General features: G+C 32.2%; 13 protein-coding genes and 2 pseudogenes. 8 read left to right on the top strand and 7 right to left on the bottom strand.

All coding sequences use genetic code 11. The features are described from left to right. Window positions 1-36 precede the first annotated feature (36 nt). The 3 genes and pseudogenes from BPMYX0001_RS05245 to BPMYX0001_RS05260 all read right to left on the bottom strand — a co-directional run. Window positions 37-319: pseudogene (locus BPMYX0001_RS05245) on the bottom strand (SDR family oxidoreductase); the annotation flags it as partial. Further along, window positions 303-524 (bottom strand): glycosyltransferase family protein, encoded by a 222-nt coding sequence (locus tag BPMYX0001_RS05250; RefSeq protein ID WP_033798727.1) that lies wholly within the window; start codon window positions 522-524, stop codon window positions 303-305. The gene BPMYX0001_RS05250 and the pseudogene BPMYX0001_RS05245, both read right to left, overlap by 17 nt. A gap of 684 nt (window positions 525-1208) precedes the next feature. Next, window positions 1209-1520 (bottom strand): MerR family transcriptional regulator, encoded by a 312-nt coding sequence (locus tag BPMYX0001_RS05260; protein ID WP_240516965.1) that lies wholly within the window; start codon window positions 1518-1520, stop codon window positions 1209-1211. 631 nt (window positions 1521-2151) lie between these two features. On the opposite strand from BPMYX0001_RS05260, the gene BPMYX0001_RS05265 reads away from it, so the two are divergent. Together BPMYX0001_RS05265 and BPMYX0001_RS05270 are read left to right on the top strand one after the other, a co-directional pair. After that, window positions 2152-2391, top strand: a complete 240-nt coding sequence (locus BPMYX0001_RS05265; protein ID WP_006093938.1) for a hypothetical protein — start codon at window positions 2152-2154, stop codon at window positions 2389-2391. 28 nt (window positions 2392-2419) lie between these two features. After that, on the top strand, window positions 2420-3385 hold the full coding sequence (locus BPMYX0001_RS05270; RefSeq protein ID WP_003206191.1) for a CgeB family protein: 966 nt from the start codon (window positions 2420-2422) through the stop codon (window positions 3383-3385). 262 nt (window positions 3386-3647) lie between these two features. Here BPMYX0001_RS05270 and BPMYX0001_RS05275 read toward each other — a convergent pair. The 3 genes and pseudogenes from BPMYX0001_RS05275 to BPMYX0001_RS05285 form a co-directional block, all read right to left on the bottom strand. After that, a pseudogene (locus tag BPMYX0001_RS05275) lies at window positions 3648-3782 on the bottom strand (sugar phosphate nucleotidyltransferase); the annotation flags it as partial. A 359-nt stretch (window positions 3783-4141) separates the two neighbouring features. Then, window positions 4142-5377: a surface carbohydrate biosynthesis protein gene (locus BPMYX0001_RS05280; protein ID WP_240516964.1), complete on the bottom strand. Its 1236-nt coding sequence runs from the start codon at window positions 5375-5377 to the stop codon at window positions 4142-4144. Window positions 5378-5538: 161 nt separating this feature from the next. Continuing rightward, the gene (locus BPMYX0001_RS05285; RefSeq protein WP_240516963.1) at window positions 5539-8238 is read right to left on the bottom strand and encodes a glycosyltransferase; all 2700 of its coding nucleotides are present in this window, start codon (window positions 8236-8238) and stop codon (window positions 5539-5541) included. A gap of 663 nt (window positions 8239-8901) precedes the next feature. Here BPMYX0001_RS05285 and pseB point away from each other — a divergent pair. Genes pseB through pseI form a run of 6 tightly spaced genes read left to right on the top strand, consistent with a single transcriptional unit; the run spans window position 8902 to window position 14626 of the window. After that, the gene (gene pseB / locus BPMYX0001_RS05290) at window positions 8902-9867 is read left to right on the top strand and encodes a UDP-N-acetylglucosamine 4,6-dehydratase (inverting) (protein ID WP_033798730.1); all 966 of its coding nucleotides are present in this window, start codon (window positions 8902-8904) and stop codon (window positions 9865-9867) included. A gap of 55 nt (window positions 9868-9922) precedes the next feature. Beyond that, the gene (gene pseC, locus BPMYX0001_RS05295; RefSeq protein WP_003206199.1) at window positions 9923-11116 is read left to right on the top strand and encodes a UDP-4-amino-4,6-dideoxy-N-acetyl-beta-L-altrosamine transaminase; all 1194 of its coding nucleotides are present in this window, start codon (window positions 9923-9925) and stop codon (window positions 11114-11116) included. Window positions 11117-11136: 20 nt separating this feature from the next. Then, window positions 11137-11874, top strand: coding sequence for a cytidylyltransferase domain-containing protein (locus BPMYX0001_RS05300; protein WP_006093943.1), 738 nt, complete (start codon window positions 11137-11139; stop codon window positions 11872-11874). 5 nt (window positions 11875-11879) lie between these two features. Beyond that, window positions 11880-12965, top strand: a complete 1086-nt coding sequence (gene pseG, locus BPMYX0001_RS05305) for a UDP-2,4-diacetamido-2,4,6-trideoxy-beta-L-altropyranose hydrolase (protein ID WP_006093944.1) — start codon at window positions 11880-11882, stop codon at window positions 12963-12965. Window positions 12966-12982: 17 nt separating this feature from the next. Beyond that, on the top strand, window positions 12983-13561 hold the full coding sequence (locus BPMYX0001_RS05310) for a formyl transferase (RefSeq protein ID WP_006093945.1): 579 nt from the start codon (window positions 12983-12985) through the stop codon (window positions 13559-13561). Window positions 13562-13576: 15 nt separating this feature from the next. Further along, window positions 13577-14626, top strand: coding sequence for a pseudaminic acid synthase (pseI, locus tag BPMYX0001_RS05315; RefSeq protein WP_003206204.1), 1050 nt, complete (start codon window positions 13577-13579; stop codon window positions 14624-14626). Window positions 14627-14905: 279 nt separating this feature from the next. Here the strand turns inward: pseI and BPMYX0001_RS05320 are convergent, their stop codons facing one another. After that, complete coding sequence (locus BPMYX0001_RS05320) at window positions 14906-16045, bottom strand: glycosyltransferase (RefSeq protein ID WP_240516962.1); 1140 nt, start codon at window positions 16043-16045, stop codon at window positions 14906-14908. Window positions 16046-16120 lie beyond the last annotated feature (75 nt).

A 16120-nucleotide genomic window follows, 5' to 3' on the forward strand; every position in this document is an offset into this window, starting at 1 on the left:
ATTGGGGGTAGAAGGTGTTTTTTCATCATTTTATATTTAATTACCTAAAATATGATACCCAAAATCCCCATGAATGTTCTCACCAGTAACACGACTTGCTAAGTTACTAAATAAGAATAAAGCTGGATTACCAACCTCCTCTTGTGTTACGTTGCGGCGAAATGGTGCGCGCTCTTCGATTTGTTTTAAGATGCTGTTGAAATCACCAATCCTTTTTACTGATAACGTACGGATTTCTCCTACTGCCACAGGGGACACACGAATATTATGTATGCTATCCTAAGTCGTTCGCTAAATACCTTTTACTTGTGTCTAGCGAGTCTTGAATCACCCAAATATTGTTTAATGACATGTAATGTTTCTTTATTAGACTTGTCATCCATCATACAAAGTTCCCATTCATTTAAAGATTGAATACGTACACGTTCCATTGCTTTACCTACTAATACAGACTTGTTTAACAAGTAAAAATGATTACAACCTTTGAATTCAAAACCAATCCTGTATATAGTAAGTTGATTCATATAGAATTCATCAATATATATAATCTCTCAATTGGACTTTTACTCTTTAGTAGTGTATGAAGATTTCCCGAAAACATATAGCCACTAGCAGGGCATGTTAAAGACATACTCCCTCGCTTTTTAATTATCTGCATTAGGTAATATAAACTAAAAGCATAAATTTGAATTGGTATAAGAGGGTGTATTCACTAGGATGTTCTCTGCACAAAAATATACCTATAAACATATAGTATAAGTGTTATTAAATATTAACTTAATGAATAAGAAGGAGGGAATATTTTCCCATGGCATGTAACAGTAGTATCTGCCACCTGCTGTTGTTCTCCGGCATATTGCCAGGAACTATTATAACAGTTGTAGGTAAGTCCGGTTTTGTTTATGGACCAGCCAAGTTTATAAGCCTTAATATAGGAAATTGCATAGTTACATTGGAAGAGCAAGGTTTACCATCTCCAGGTTTTACGACTACTATTCTAATTAGCTGTGACGATATTGAGAGCATCATAACAACAGATGATTAGAAAATGACCACTACAATTGTTGATGTATAGTGAAGCTATTGTATATCTCTTCCGATTAACTCGGTATTTACAATTATTTAGATCAGAGTATGAAAGCTGAGCTAAGCAATAATGGCTATGAATGGACTTACTTTCATCCATTTCCTTAAAAAAACACTAACTATCAAATCACACTCATTGGAAAAGGCTGGCGTAATAGACTGCACAATTGTTCTTGTATCCGAATGTGCTCTTTTACACTTTCTAGTTGTACTTTTATGACTTCGACCGGATTCAAATTTGGCTTTTCTATCATCTCTTTAATCTCAGCCAAAGCAAAACCTAACTGTTTAAGTGACATAACTTGTTGCAGCTTTGCAATATCTGTTTCAGTGTAGAGCCTTTGTCCCTTATCAGAAGACTGCGGGAGAGAAAACAACCCAATTTTATCATAATGATGGAGCATCTGTACCGTAAGTCCGGTTTGCTTAGCCAACTCTCCAACTTTCCAGGTTTTTCTATTCAGAATCAACCCCTCATTTCGCACGAGTTAATTTTGCCGGCGACATTACTATACAACCTGACACCGTGTTAGGTTCAAGTAGCTTTTTTAAACTTTTTGCTGTTTATATAAATAACGCCCTTCATATAAAACGCCTTCTTATTTAAGAATCGTGCCCGATTGCGGAATTCATAAATCTTACACCAATATAGCTTTTCAATAAAATGTAACCAAAAACACCTTCCCCTATTCACATTGCATAAAAAGAATCCATTTTGAAAAAATTGATCAAAATGGATTTTTTTATATAAATCTTTATATGGATTTTATAGAAATAACACTGTGTTACCTACTTTTTCATGTTACTTTATGACAAGTTCTTGCATTTTCTTCACTTTATTTTAAAATCCTGTTCCCTCTTTTATTGATAACCGCTGAATTTCCTATAATACTCAAATGAACATTATACTGCTCCCAGTCATACCTTTTCATGCGCTATGCTAGTGAATATATCCTTAAAAATAAACGTTTTAATTTATGAAAGTACTATTTTCACGAAACTCTATCTATTTGCATATAATAGTATATATGTTATCAAATATTAACAAAGGAGGAAGATTTATTTATGTTTCTATGGATATGTAAAAGTAGCATCTGCCGTCAATTCTCCAACATACCACTTGGAACGATTATAACAGTTGTAGGTAAATCAGGTTTTGTTTATGGACCAGCCAAATTAACAAAATTTAATAAAAAAACTGGTATCGTTACATTAGAAGAAGAGGCTCTACCATCTCCAAACGTTACAAATGTTATACAAATTAATTGTAAGTGTGTTGAAAGCATCATAACAGCAAAAGATTAAAAATGATGAATACAATTGGTGATATGTAATGAAGTTATTGTATATTTCTTCTGGTTATCTTGGTATTTATGATTATTTAGATCAAAGTATGAAAACTGCGCTTAGTGATAACGGATATAAATGGACCTGCTTTCATCCATCAGAGCCAATAGAAAATATAAGGTCAATTGTTACCACGTTTCAGCCACAAGTAGTCCTAACAATATTAGGAGACAATCTCTCTATACAAGCTATCCAGTATTTTAAAGAGAATGGTATTCAATTGGCTTGTTGGATGACTGAAGACCCTTATTATTTTGATAAGACTTATCAAATCATTGATAGGTTCGACTATATCTTTACCATCGATACTGGAGCTTTAAAACAGTACCAACTCGTTCATCAGAATGCCCACTATTTACCGTTAGGTACGAATCATTCCATTTTTAAACCGCGCTCAGTAGAGCATGTATATAAAAGTGACTTGCTTCTTGTAGGATATCCATATCAGACAAGGGTAAACCTTATTCATTTCCTTCTAAAGAATACAAATTATGCCCTAACACTAATTGGAAAAGGATGGCGTAATAGACTACAAAAGGTCTGGAGAAACAATGCAAGGGTTATGATTGAAGATACATGGATGAATCCAGAAAAGGTTTCTTATTTTTATAACGGAGCTAGCATTGTATTAAACCCTCATCGAAGTAACAATTTCTTATATAATCAGAATACGTCCAAGGTTATGAATGAAAGCATTAATAATCGAACGTTTGATATTGCAGCATGTGGAGCTTTTCAATTAATAGAGGAAAAGCCTAATCTTCGTTCTTTCTTTACTGAAGAAGAAATGATATCTTATCAGGATTATGAAGATTGCCTGTGTAAAGTGATTACCTATATGAATGATAAAAAAAAGAAGGAGATTATTGCTCAAAAAGCTCAAAAAATAGTTATAGGACAGCATACATTTTGCCAAAGAATAAAAGAAATGGTGAAGACTATTCAATCATAAAAATCATGTTCTACAACAAATATAACTTATCAAAAAAAATAATATCTAATATCCATTCATTACACTCTAAACAATCTGTGTTTAAACCAAAATTTATTGGGGACAATTCTTACTTTCCACATTATCAAAAAGAAAAATCATCGGTTATATTATCGATGATTTTTCTTTTTATAAAGCATTTCATTAACCTATCTTTCTCGGGATATATAAACGAAAAGATTTCAAACATATAAAAAATGTACCAAAAAACTTAGATACAACCTTCACATTCTTTTAGCTTACAAACTGAATGATAAATCATTGGATAACGTCCAACAGGTAGCAAATGTTTATCGGTCACTCTAGTGATAGGATATAATCTCGATCCTGTACCTCCAGCTAAAATAATCCCTTTCATAAAATTGCTCCCTTCTTCTCTAACAATCTAAAACGTACCCCGATGTTTTAAGTAAAAATAGAGTAATATTCATATTTCCAAAGTATCTAAAGGTCATCTCCCGTATCCCTCATCAAAACCCCCATTGTACTAATAAAATTCCTTTGCAGTATTAATACAATTCTTTAGGGCTCATTGAATTAACAATCGTAAATTTCTTTCTAACAACGGTTTCAAAACTAAATGCTATGATTGATTTATTATAAAAAAACACGCTTTAGAAACTTTGATTCTTCATTATATGAAATAATAAAAACCCTTGTTACCAAGGGTTTTTATCTAACTAAGGAAGTTACGTTAAGCCTCATAGAAAAAAGGACTCAACTGTTATTAGATATTATTTCAAATAAATCAGGAGCTAATGTTCGAACACTCACTTCATTTTTATTCATTTCTATTAAATCCAATTTTTCAAAGAAACTTTTTATTTCTTCCTCTGAAGTCAACGTATGATCCCCTTTTATTGTAGAGAGCGCTCTTACTGAAGATTCCTCAATGGAACTTTCACCCGTGAAACTGATTGTATCTAATAAACGGATAATATTTTGATAAGCATAATTTTCTACATCCATGGACCCATAATAATTTTTTGATAGACTCCTTTTTTCTTCACCTATTTCTCCTTTAGATAAACAGAAATCGACTAAGTTGAATACTTCACTACTATTCACTGATTTATAGGTAACTGCATTAGGTAAATATTTCTTCTCTTTCTCATAATTAATTGGCATATAAGCAATGACTGGTTTATCAAGTAACAAAGCTTCAATGCCTGTCGTACAACGATTGTGTATCACGACTTTTGAGGCCAAAATCCACATAACCACATTACCATCATGGGCAACAAACACATTTTTATAATCCGACAATTCTTTTCGATAACTATCTACATTTTCATGAATATGAGGACGAACAACAATATTGAGATTCGGATATTTCTCACTTAATTCTTTAATTAATTGGATAAAATGTTCGTATACTTCCTTTATATAATGTTCGTTAGGATTGAACCCTCTTATAAAGTGATTATATTGCGTAAATCTTGTATTTACTAAAATAAAGTCTCCAAACCGCTGTTCAATCATTTTCACTTCATCATTATATAACCCCCGGAACTTTTTCTTGAGTAAATCGAACCGTGGATGACCAGTTAAATGAAATTTTCCCTTAAATTTAGGAAAAGTATTTGTAACTATTTCTTTATGAGCATCTCCCCAGCAATATACATGCTCAAGTATTTTAACATACGTATCATCTTTTCCAAGACGACTATAATTATTACTATTAAGGAATAATCCTTCTTCTTCATCCAATTCAACAATAGAATAGCCTAGTTTGTATGCACGAGTCATATATTCTTTCCTTGCATCACCATAAGGAGTTCCCTTTGAACAAATGATGCCCTTAGGTAATAACTCCAAGTGAGAGAGAATAGGCGTGTGCGTTCCCAGAATAATTCGATAATTCCCTTTAATTGCATAATAGGTTAAGAGTAATTTTGCGTCTAATTCCCTTGTTTTTGATTCGATTGGTAAGTAGAGAAACTTTTGTGACATAACCATCACCCCTTCTTATTTTTTCAATCGAAAATAACCTTGTCTTCAGTATCATTTATTATATTCTTTCTTATAAAAGATAGCACAAAGACAATAATGGCATTTATTACATAAAAGATCCCTATTTTCACTACAAATCTATTAGATATGTGGACCTTATCCTAAAATTCATTTCCTTCCCGCAAATCTCTTAATTTCTTTGCTTTTTCGTGGATTTGTTCTCTATTTTTTAATAAGTTTTTTAATAAATTTAATATTTCATTACTATTCATGTTGTCAAGAATCCATCCACACTGATATTTTTCTACTCGTTCAGCAGGGGCGCCTAGATCAAATGTAATAATGGGGTATCCCGATAACATTGCTTCACTTGTTGTATAGGAATATGTTTCAGGGCAAATGGACGGATTAATAACCAATGCTATTTCATTTTGAGCTAATATATCAGATAAATTATCCACCTGATATCTTCCTGTGACTTCAAACTTTCCTTCAGCACTTTTGTGTGGATTAAAATGAATATTTGTTATACCAATCACCTTTATATTTATTGGTAAATTTTCTTTAACAATTAAATCCTTTAGCTCATATATAATACTTGATCCTTTCGGATAATCAATGGCTCCCATAAAAGCAATATTTAAAACTTTTTTATTTAAAAACTCCTCCTTAAAGGAGTATGATATTTTTGGATTAATAACATGCTCTCTTACTTCTATCTCAATATCTTTATAGTATTTTAGAATAATATCTTTCGTGTTATGACTAGGGGTAATTACCTTTTTCGCACCCATTAAAAAAGAATAAAACGCTTCTCTCCAACCTTCAATATGAATAGCTTCTTTCGGAAATATTTTCGCAATACATCCCTGACAGATATCTACATTTGTTTCAGCATTACAATACTTCTTTTGATGATTTATTAAATTATAGCTTGGGCAAACACAATAAAAATCATGAATGTAAAAATAATAATCCACAAGTGAGTGTTTTATTAAACGAAACATTTTTTCAATGGGATACTTAAATAAATGATTAATAAAAATCAAATCAATGTTTAGAGCACTTAATAATTTTTTAAAGTTCATTTCAGTTAGTTTACTTATTTTAAGATTATAATTTATTGGTTCGGAATGATTATGATCAGTTAAAATCACATAATCTGTCCCAGGTGTTAACGTGTATATTCTCTCATCATCTTCTAATGTTTTTATATAGTTAGTTTGATAGATTGAGGCACCGCCACCTAAGCCATGATCGATAAATAATCTGCCCTTTCTATAAGAAAATTTATCGGCAACCATTATACTTTTCATGAATTCTCTTATATTTTTTATTGGATCCAGCCTTATAAAGTCTTGTATGATTTTATTATAATCTGGGTATCGGTTAAGTAGTTTTTTTAAATTACTTGACATTAGCTCTTGTTTACTTCCATCTATTTGATTAAAACTTACACCATGTTTATGATAAACAAACACATTTGGAATCAATATATTTTGATATCCTTTATGACGTGCTCCCATACACCAATCATTTTCCTCGCCATACCCCTTGCCAAAAACCTCATCATCAAAGATTCCGATATCATGAATAACATTTCTATTTAATGCCATACAGAAGCCTACACCTGTTGGGATTACTATCCCTTTGTTAATGACATATTTTGAAAAATAAGCATCGACTTCATTTGCAGTCATATTGTATGGCAATTCATTATCTTGAACAAAATTAGGATAGGAACAAATCGTAGCACTATTTGAGAAAGGGGTAACGGATGAAATTTTATCATTTACTAAAATAGGGTTGATTAAGCGCCGAAAACAATGAGGTGGAATTTCTGTATCGCTATTTAATAAGATGGGGTGATTTGTTGTTAAAAGTAAGCCTTTATTAATACTTTGTACATATCCTAAGTTTTTATCATTGTGTATAACCACTAATTTTTTTAAGCTTTGAGGTAATTTGTTAGATTTCAAGCTTTCCAAAAAACGATATATCTGTTGATCTGTACTAGCATCATTAATCAAAAATAAATTACAACGAATGTCTATATTATTGTATATACTTTCTATACATCTCTTTGTAAATTCGTAGCCATTATATATTGGTATAATCACATCCACTTCAGTATCTTCAAGTAATTCATTATTATATTCAATATAATTTGATTCATTTAATGTTTCTAAACTAAATTGATTACGAATAGAATCATTTAAAAAAGATGGTTTATCAGCTTCCTCGTTTGTATTCGAAATAGATTGGATATATGTTGGCTTTTCGTAGTTCCAATTTAAAATCAATCCTTGTTCGTCACCATTTAAACATTTATCCATATGGAGCTTAATCTCTTTTTCGTTTTTTGAATAACCCCAAATCCTCAAACTATTCATTTTCCCTTCAAAATATCCGTATGCTCCACATCCTCCAATACTTCCTGAGGCAAAGACATTAGTCTTAGTACTTTTTAATCCTCTTTTTACAAAACTTCCATTCACATATAAATTTGGAGTTTTATTTTCATAAACAATAGCTATATGAGTCCAATCGTCTATTTTTATTTCATATGTGAGTAGAGGAGGTAAATAATTGTGACTGTGTTCATATACCGTTATACCATTCGTTCCAACCGATACTCCGGCACCCGATTCATCTTTTCGTTCAATTACAGGATGCCCTGGACCAATAATATATCTTTGACCAAAAATTCCATGTTTTCCTTGATCCGATTCCTCATTTAATTGAATTTCCTTTTGAGGCTTTATCCAAAATTCATAGGTGAAATCATTTTTAATATTTCTAAACAAGTCCTTGGTCATTATTATTTCTTGCCCTTTAAAATTTAAAAACCCTTGAAACACATTGTTCACCCTCGCTTATATAATTCAAAAAACCAAAAAATAACTATTAAAATTAAAAGATATATATTTTTTTATTAATTGCGCCATTCAACATCTATTTCAAAGTTCTTTGAATTACGTGTTTTTATTACTGAAGATACATTTCTATTATTTAAGTTTTTAATCAACTAGTTGTACACGATCGATGTTTTTATTAATTACTAATTAGTGGTATAAACTATGCGATCGAACAATAGAAAGCAGATTTAGGCTTTTACTTTTACTATGCTATGTTTTGTTTGTCTTTTTGTATAGTTACATAGTCTAGCTTGAAAAAAGATGGTGCATTATCTCTATATTAAATACATAATCCCTCTCTGAACTTGAACAGCTTATGAACATGTAACACTTTTTGATTAGAAAACCTGAAGATACCTCTTATATCTAAAAACGAAGATTTTGATTTCTAGCCTCTCAATAATATAAAAAACTATTTAACATATTTATCATTTCCTGAACCAAGAAATAAATCACAAAACAGTTAAAAGTAGACTTCAATCTAGGCTTATTCACCATTTCGGGAAAATTATAAGGAAATGTAGAGATGATACCCAAACGTTTTCCCGAAATATTCATAGTAATAGATAGTGAAAATGGATTCAATAAAAAAAGGCTGTGAAAAAAATGGATTTAACAGGAAAAACAATTTTAGTTACAGGTGGAACAGGCTCTTTCGGAAAGAGATTTATAAAAAAAGCCCTAGAACTTGGTGTAAACAAGATTATTGTTTTTAGTCGTGATGAATTGAAACAATACGAAATGGCTCAAGAGTATACAGATTCGCGTATTCGTTTTTTTATTGGGGATGTACGTGATAAAGCTCGTTTATACCGTGCTTTTGCTGGGGTGGATATTGTAGTTCATGCAGCTGCTTTAAAGCATGTCGGTGCATGTGAGTACAATCCGTTTGAAGCAATTAAAACAAATATCTATGGCGCTCAGAATGTAATTGAAGCTGCTATGGATTGTGGTGTGAAACGTGTCATTGCTTTGAGCACAGATAAAGCTGCCTCTCCAATTAACTTATACGGTGCAACGAAATTAGCATCAGATAAACTTTTTGTTGCAGCAAATGCTTATGCAGGGAAAAAGGACACCAGATTTGCAGTGGTACGATACGGAAATGTAGTAGGCAGCAGAGGCAGTGTAGTACCATTTTTTAAAAGCATAAAAAAAACCGGGAAAATCCCTATAACGGATGAACGTATGACACGATTTTGGATAACACTTGATCAGGGAGTACAATTTGTTCTTGATAACCTTCAGCGAATGAAGGGCGGGGAAATTTTTGTCCCTAAAATCCCCAGCATGAAAGTAACAGACTTGGCAAAAGTAATTGCACCTAAATGTAAAATTGAGTTTATAGGCATCCGTCCAGGCGAGAAGCTTCATGAGGCTATGATAACTGAAGATGATGCCCGTCATACTTTAGAATTTGAAGATTATTATATCATTCAACCAGAATTTAATTGGTGGGATAAAGCGTATATAAGTGAAGGCAAACCGCTTCCAGCAGGTTTTAGTTATACAAGCGACAAAAATGAACATTGGTTAACAAAAGAAGAGTTAAAACAGTTAATTAGTGAATAAGATAAAAAAACAGTCTAAATAAGTCAAAACAACATATAAGGGAGTATTAAGGATCATGAAGTATTGTTTAGCAATTCATGGCGGAAAACCCGTACGGAATCATTATTTGCCATACGGCAAGCAATCCATTGATGAAGATGATATTCAAGCCGTAATCAACGTTTTAAAAAGTGATTTTATTACAACCGGTCCAACAATAAAACAATTTGAAAATCAAGTGGCAGCATATGTAGGTGCGAAATACGCCGTAGCATTTTCAAGTGGAACAGCCGCCCTACATGGCGCCTGTTTTGCAGCGGGGATATCCAATGATGATGAAGTCATCACGACATCAATGACGTTCGCTGCCAGTTCTAACTGTGTCCTTTACCAAGGTGGCGTTCCGGTATTTACGGATATAAAATCCGACACTTACAATATTGATCCTAATTTAATAAAAGATAAGATTACAAATAAAACAAAAGCAATTATACCTGTACATTTTACTGGACAGCCAGTTGAACTTGAAAAAATTTCAAAAATTGCCCAAGAATATAACCTAACAGTAATCGAAGATGCAGCTCATGCATTAGGCGCTACTTACAAAAAGAAAAAAATTGGTTCAATTAGTGATATGACCATGTTCAGTTTTCACCCCGTCAAACATATTACAACAGGCGAGGGCGGAATCATTACAACAAATAATGAAGACTACTATCAAAAACTTCTTCAGTTTAGAACCCATGGAATCACCCGTAACCCTAATAACCTAACTGAAAATCATGGACCTTGGTACTATGAAATGCAATTTCTTGGCTATAATTATCGGATGACAGATATTCAAGCTGCTCTTGGATTATCACAACTGCAAAAATTAGATTCTTTTATTGCTAAAAGAAAACAATATGTATCAATGTATAATATGGCACTAAAAGATTTACCTGAAGTTATTCTTCCAAAACAATTAGATCATGTTGATTCAAGTTGGCATTTGTATATCATTCAGTTAAATTTACCAATGCTAAAAGTTGATCGAAAAGAAATCTTTCAAGCGTTACAGCAAGAAAATATTGGTGTCAATGTTCACTACATTCCAATTCATTTACAACCCTACTATCAAAAATTAGGTTATCAAAAAGGAATTTGTCCTAATGCTGAAAAATTATATGAAAGTATCATTACTCTACCATTATTTTCAGAAATGAGTGAACAAGACGCTAATGATGTCATTCAAGCAGTTAAAAAGGTAATCAATTTCTATAAAAAATAAGTGAATAAAAAGGTGATGAAATGAAAGTTGCCGCTATTATTCAAGCTCGAATGGGCTCAACTAGACTTCCGGGGAAGATAATGAAGAAAGTTCTTGATAAAACACTATTAGAATATCAAATTGAACGAGTAAAAAGAGCGAAAACAATTAACCAAATTATTGTAGCGACTACTACAAATCAAAATGATAATCCAATCATTGAGCTTTGCGAACAACTTTCTGTTCCTTATTATCGTGGATCAGCAGATGATGTATTATCACGTTATTATGAAGCTGCAACACAATTTTCTGTAGATGTTGTAGTTCGATTAACTTCAGATTGTCCCGTTATTGATCCTGATATTATTGATAAGATAGTTAATTGCTATTTAGAACATCAAAATAAATATGATTATGTATCTAACACATTAATCCGTACTTATCCAAGAGGTTTAGATACAGAAGTTATGCCCTACCGAATTTTAAAACAAACATATGAAAAAGCAAATCAGCCATCCTATCGCGAGCATGTGACTGCATATATATATAACACCCCTAAAACGTTTAAACTGTTCAATGTCCAGAATCACTTAGATGAAAGTAAACATCGCTGGACTGTAGATACGAAAGAAGACTTTATCTTTATAAAAAAAATTATTACAAAACTATATCCAGTTAATCCCCAATTTTCTTTCATTGATATTTTAAATTTATTAAAACAAGAACCAGACCTGTTTTATATTAATAGCCATATAGAACAAAAAAAATTAGGGATATAGTTTAAATGAACATACTCATTCGTGTTGACGCTTCTATAGAGATTGGAACAGGGCATGTTATGCGATGTTTAACCTTAGCAAAAGAGTTAAAAAATCAAGGACATCAGATTTCCTTTATATCTAGGGAATTGGACGGTCATATGTGTAACTTTATAAAATCTCAGGGACACACAGTATATATGTTGCCTAAAATGAAGTTAGTAAGAAATAATTGTAATACTACACATGCTCAATGGCTTCAAACGAGCTGGGAAATTGATGCTCAACAAACAATAGAAATGATACGTAAAAGCATTCACTTTGCTGATTGGCTCATTGTAGATCATTATGCTTTAGATAAAAAGTGGGAAGAAAAGTTAAAGGAGTTCGCCCACTATATAATGGTTATAGATGATTTAGCAGATAGGTTACATATATGTGATCTACTGCTAGATCAAAATTATTATGCAAACATAGATCAAAGATACGAAGAATTGATCCCTATAAATTGTATAAAATTATTAGGCCCCAAATATGCATTGCTAAGATCCGAATTTTTAAAAGCACGAAAAAATGTAAGAAAAAGAACAAATCCCCTTAAAACAATACTCATATTTTTTGGTGGAAGTGATCCCACTAATGAAACTTCCAAAGTAATCAAAGCTCTAGAAGCAATAGAATATACGCAGCTTCTTATTCATGTAGTTATCGGTCGATCAAATCCTCAAAAAGATTTCATCCAAAATTTATGCAAAAAGCATCCAAATATGGTCTTTCATCATAATATTGATTATATGTCTAGATTAATGAATGAAGCGGATTTAGCCATATGTGCTGGAGGTTCAACCACTTGGGAAAGATATTGTTTAGGATTACCCGCACTATTAATCTCAGTAGCGCATAATCAAGTTGAAATATGTAAAACAGTAGGAGATTTAGGGATTGATTTTTACATTGGAAAATCAGAAGAAATTTACGAGAAGGATATTTGTAATGCCCTTGAGATTGTTAGGAGCGGAAACTTTGATTTAGAGGGATCTTCTAGAAAAGCATTGGAGATTGTAGACGCTTTTGGAAAAACACGTGTAGTATCAAAGATTTTACAATATTAAATGTTAAGGAAGATATTATGAACATTCTATTATTAGGATCTAAATGTAATAATTTGTACAGTTTTCTTAAATCATCTGGAAATAGTGTTGTTTTCTATGAAAATAGAATAGACATTCACTCACCTATTCTTATTAATATTGACTTTATCGTCAGCTATGGATACAGATATATGATTCCTCCTTCTATTATTGAGAAATTTAATAACAAAATTATTAATTTGCATATCTCTTATCTTCCTTGGAATAAGGGTGCTGATCCAAATTTATGGAGTTTCCTTGAAGATACACCTAAAGGGGTTACAATTCATTATGTGAATAACGGGTTAGATACGGGCGATATTATCACTCAATCGGAAGTTCCCTACAAAGAAAATGATACATTAAAAACCGCCTACGATAGACTATGCCAAGAAATAGAACGACTTTTCATTGAAAATTGGAAATTCATTTATTCTGGAAAAGTTATGAGGAAACCGCAACCTTCTGGCGGTAGTTATCATAGATTAAAAGATAAAAAAATATATTTGCATTTACTTACTAATGGATGGAATACGTCAGTAAAAGATATAATCGGTAAAGCAAAAATGAATGGTTAAAAAGGAGAAGATAAAATGAATGAAATTGAAATTAATGGAAGGAAAATTAGTCGCAACCACCAACCATTTATCATTGCTGAAATGTCTGGAAACCATAACCAGTCATTAGAACGTGCATTGCAAATAGTTGAAGCTGCAGCAAGAGCTGGCGCACATGCTCTAAAAATTCAAACTTACACAGCCGATACTATGACACTTGATATCGATAACAAAGATTTTAAAATAGAAGATACAAACAGCTTATGGAAAGGAAACACACTTTATAAACTATACCAACAAGCTTACACACCATGGGAATGGCACAAACCACTCTTTGATAAATGTACAGAATTAGGTATCATCCCATTCAGCACCCCATTCGATGAAACAGCAGTTGATTTTCTAGAATCTCTCAATGTCCCTTGTTATAAAATTGCTTCTTTTGAAAATACTGATATTCCTTTAATCCGCAAAGCTGCCTCTACCGGAAAACCTCTTATTATCTCAACAGGTATGGCTACAATTTCAGAATTAGATGAGACTGTCACGACTATCAGATCAGCGGGCTGTAAAGATCTTATTTTATTGAAATGTACAAGTACTTACCCTGCTTCTCCAGAAAACACTAATATTCATACAATCCCCCATATGAGAGAATTATTTCAATGTGAAGTAGGTTTATCAGATCACACATTAGGAGTGGGAGCTGCAATCGCAAGTGTTGCAATGGGTGCAACTGTAATCGAAAAGCATTTCACTTTATCTAGAGCTGATGGAGGAGTAGACTCGGCGTTTTCAATGGAAGCAGATGAACTAAATTCTCTTGTTATTGAAACAGAAAGGGCATGGAAGTCACTAGGGAAGATTTATTACGGACCGACTGATATGGAAAAAAGCTCATTAAAGTTTCGACGTTCTCTATATGTGGCACAAGATATGAAAGCTGGGGATCTTTTAACAACAGAAAATATAAAAGCTATTCGACCTGGTTATGGTTTAGCACCAAAATACCTCCCTATTTTACTAGGAAAAAAAGTGAAAAAAGATGTTGCTAAGGGGACACCTGTAAGTTGGGATTTGATTTAACGAAAAGCCTCTTAAAAACATAAAGTAAACTTCCTATCTCTGTAAATCAAATTCTCGCATAAATTTCATCGTTCTTTTTTACCTATGAAATATTTCCTGTGGGGGCTATTGTTATTTCCTGTAAAACAGCCCCCTTCACTTAATATGATTAAAAAAAGCATCTAAAAACATCTTTATCAACAATAGAACGATTTAATGCGACTCTTCTACATACACAATTATCATTTTTGAATTCGAGTTACAAAACACGATAATATCTTAATGCATCTTTTGAAAAGATTAGAAAATCCCTTTATTTTGACAGACTACTGATAGATTACCCGCTTTTTCTAAAATCTCACTGCGATTTACTAAGAGCTTTTGTAACAATTGTAAGATACTCCTACCACTCACTTCTTTCAAAATCCATCCCCCGTTATATTTTTTGATTAGCTCCGCTGGCGCTCCCATATCAAATGCAATGACAGGATACCCTGAAAACATAGCCTCATTAGTTGTATAAGAAAATGTCTCTGGACATATCGAAGAAGTTATAACGATAGCTATTTTATGTGTTGCCAACAGATTAGAAAATTCCCTATTATCATATGGTCCTGTTACAACAAAATGTCCGCTTGGACTGACAAATCTTCTTTTGTGCCTATCTGTTAACCCAATTACTTTTATACAAAAAGGTAGCTTCCTCCTTTCAATTTCCATTTTAAGTTTATATAAAATGTGTGATCCTTTATTTTTGTATATATTTCCTACGAAGGCAACATTAAGCTGTTTTTCATTTGCAAATTCAGAGGTATATGTATAGTAGATATTAGGAGATAAAGGATGTTCCTGTACATCTATAATAATGTCAGGAAAATGTTTTTTTATAATTTCTTTTGCACTGTTGCTTGGAGCGATTACCTTCTGGGCATTTGATAAAAAAAACTCGAAATTTTTTCTCCAAGTTTGAATATCTGTTTCTCTCCCTCCATCCAAACATGCCTTACATATATTCACATCTGTTTCATTATTGCAGTAAGGGCCATTTCTTTTAATCAAGTTAACTAGAGGACATACACAAAAAAAATCGTGTATAAAATAAATATACTCAATCCCAGAATATTGAATAAGATTTATAAACTTAAATATAGGGAATTTAATGAGATGATTGATATAAATTAGTTCAATATCCATTGACTTGAGTAGCGATCGAAAACTCGTTTCATCATAATTATGTAACTCTAAATCATAGTACAGGGGGTGTTCCTGATTCATATCTTCTATACAAAACATTCCAGCTCTAAACGTCATCTTATAAATTCTATACTTATGCTGATTCTGTTCAATATACATATTTTGATAATGTTCTACTCCTCCACCTATAGGATTCATCACAAATAAAACGCCTTTCTTTTTTGGAGCACCAGCACTCTTCGACACCGCTCTCCCTCCTTGATTTAAATTTTTCATCTTATCATTTCAACTCGTTTTCTTCAATAATTTATAAATATATAT

The organism is Bacillus pseudomycoides DSM 12442 (genome assembly GCF_000161455.1).
Lineage (GTDB): Bacteria > Bacillota > Bacilli > Bacillales > Bacillaceae_G > Bacillus_A > Bacillus_A pseudomycoides.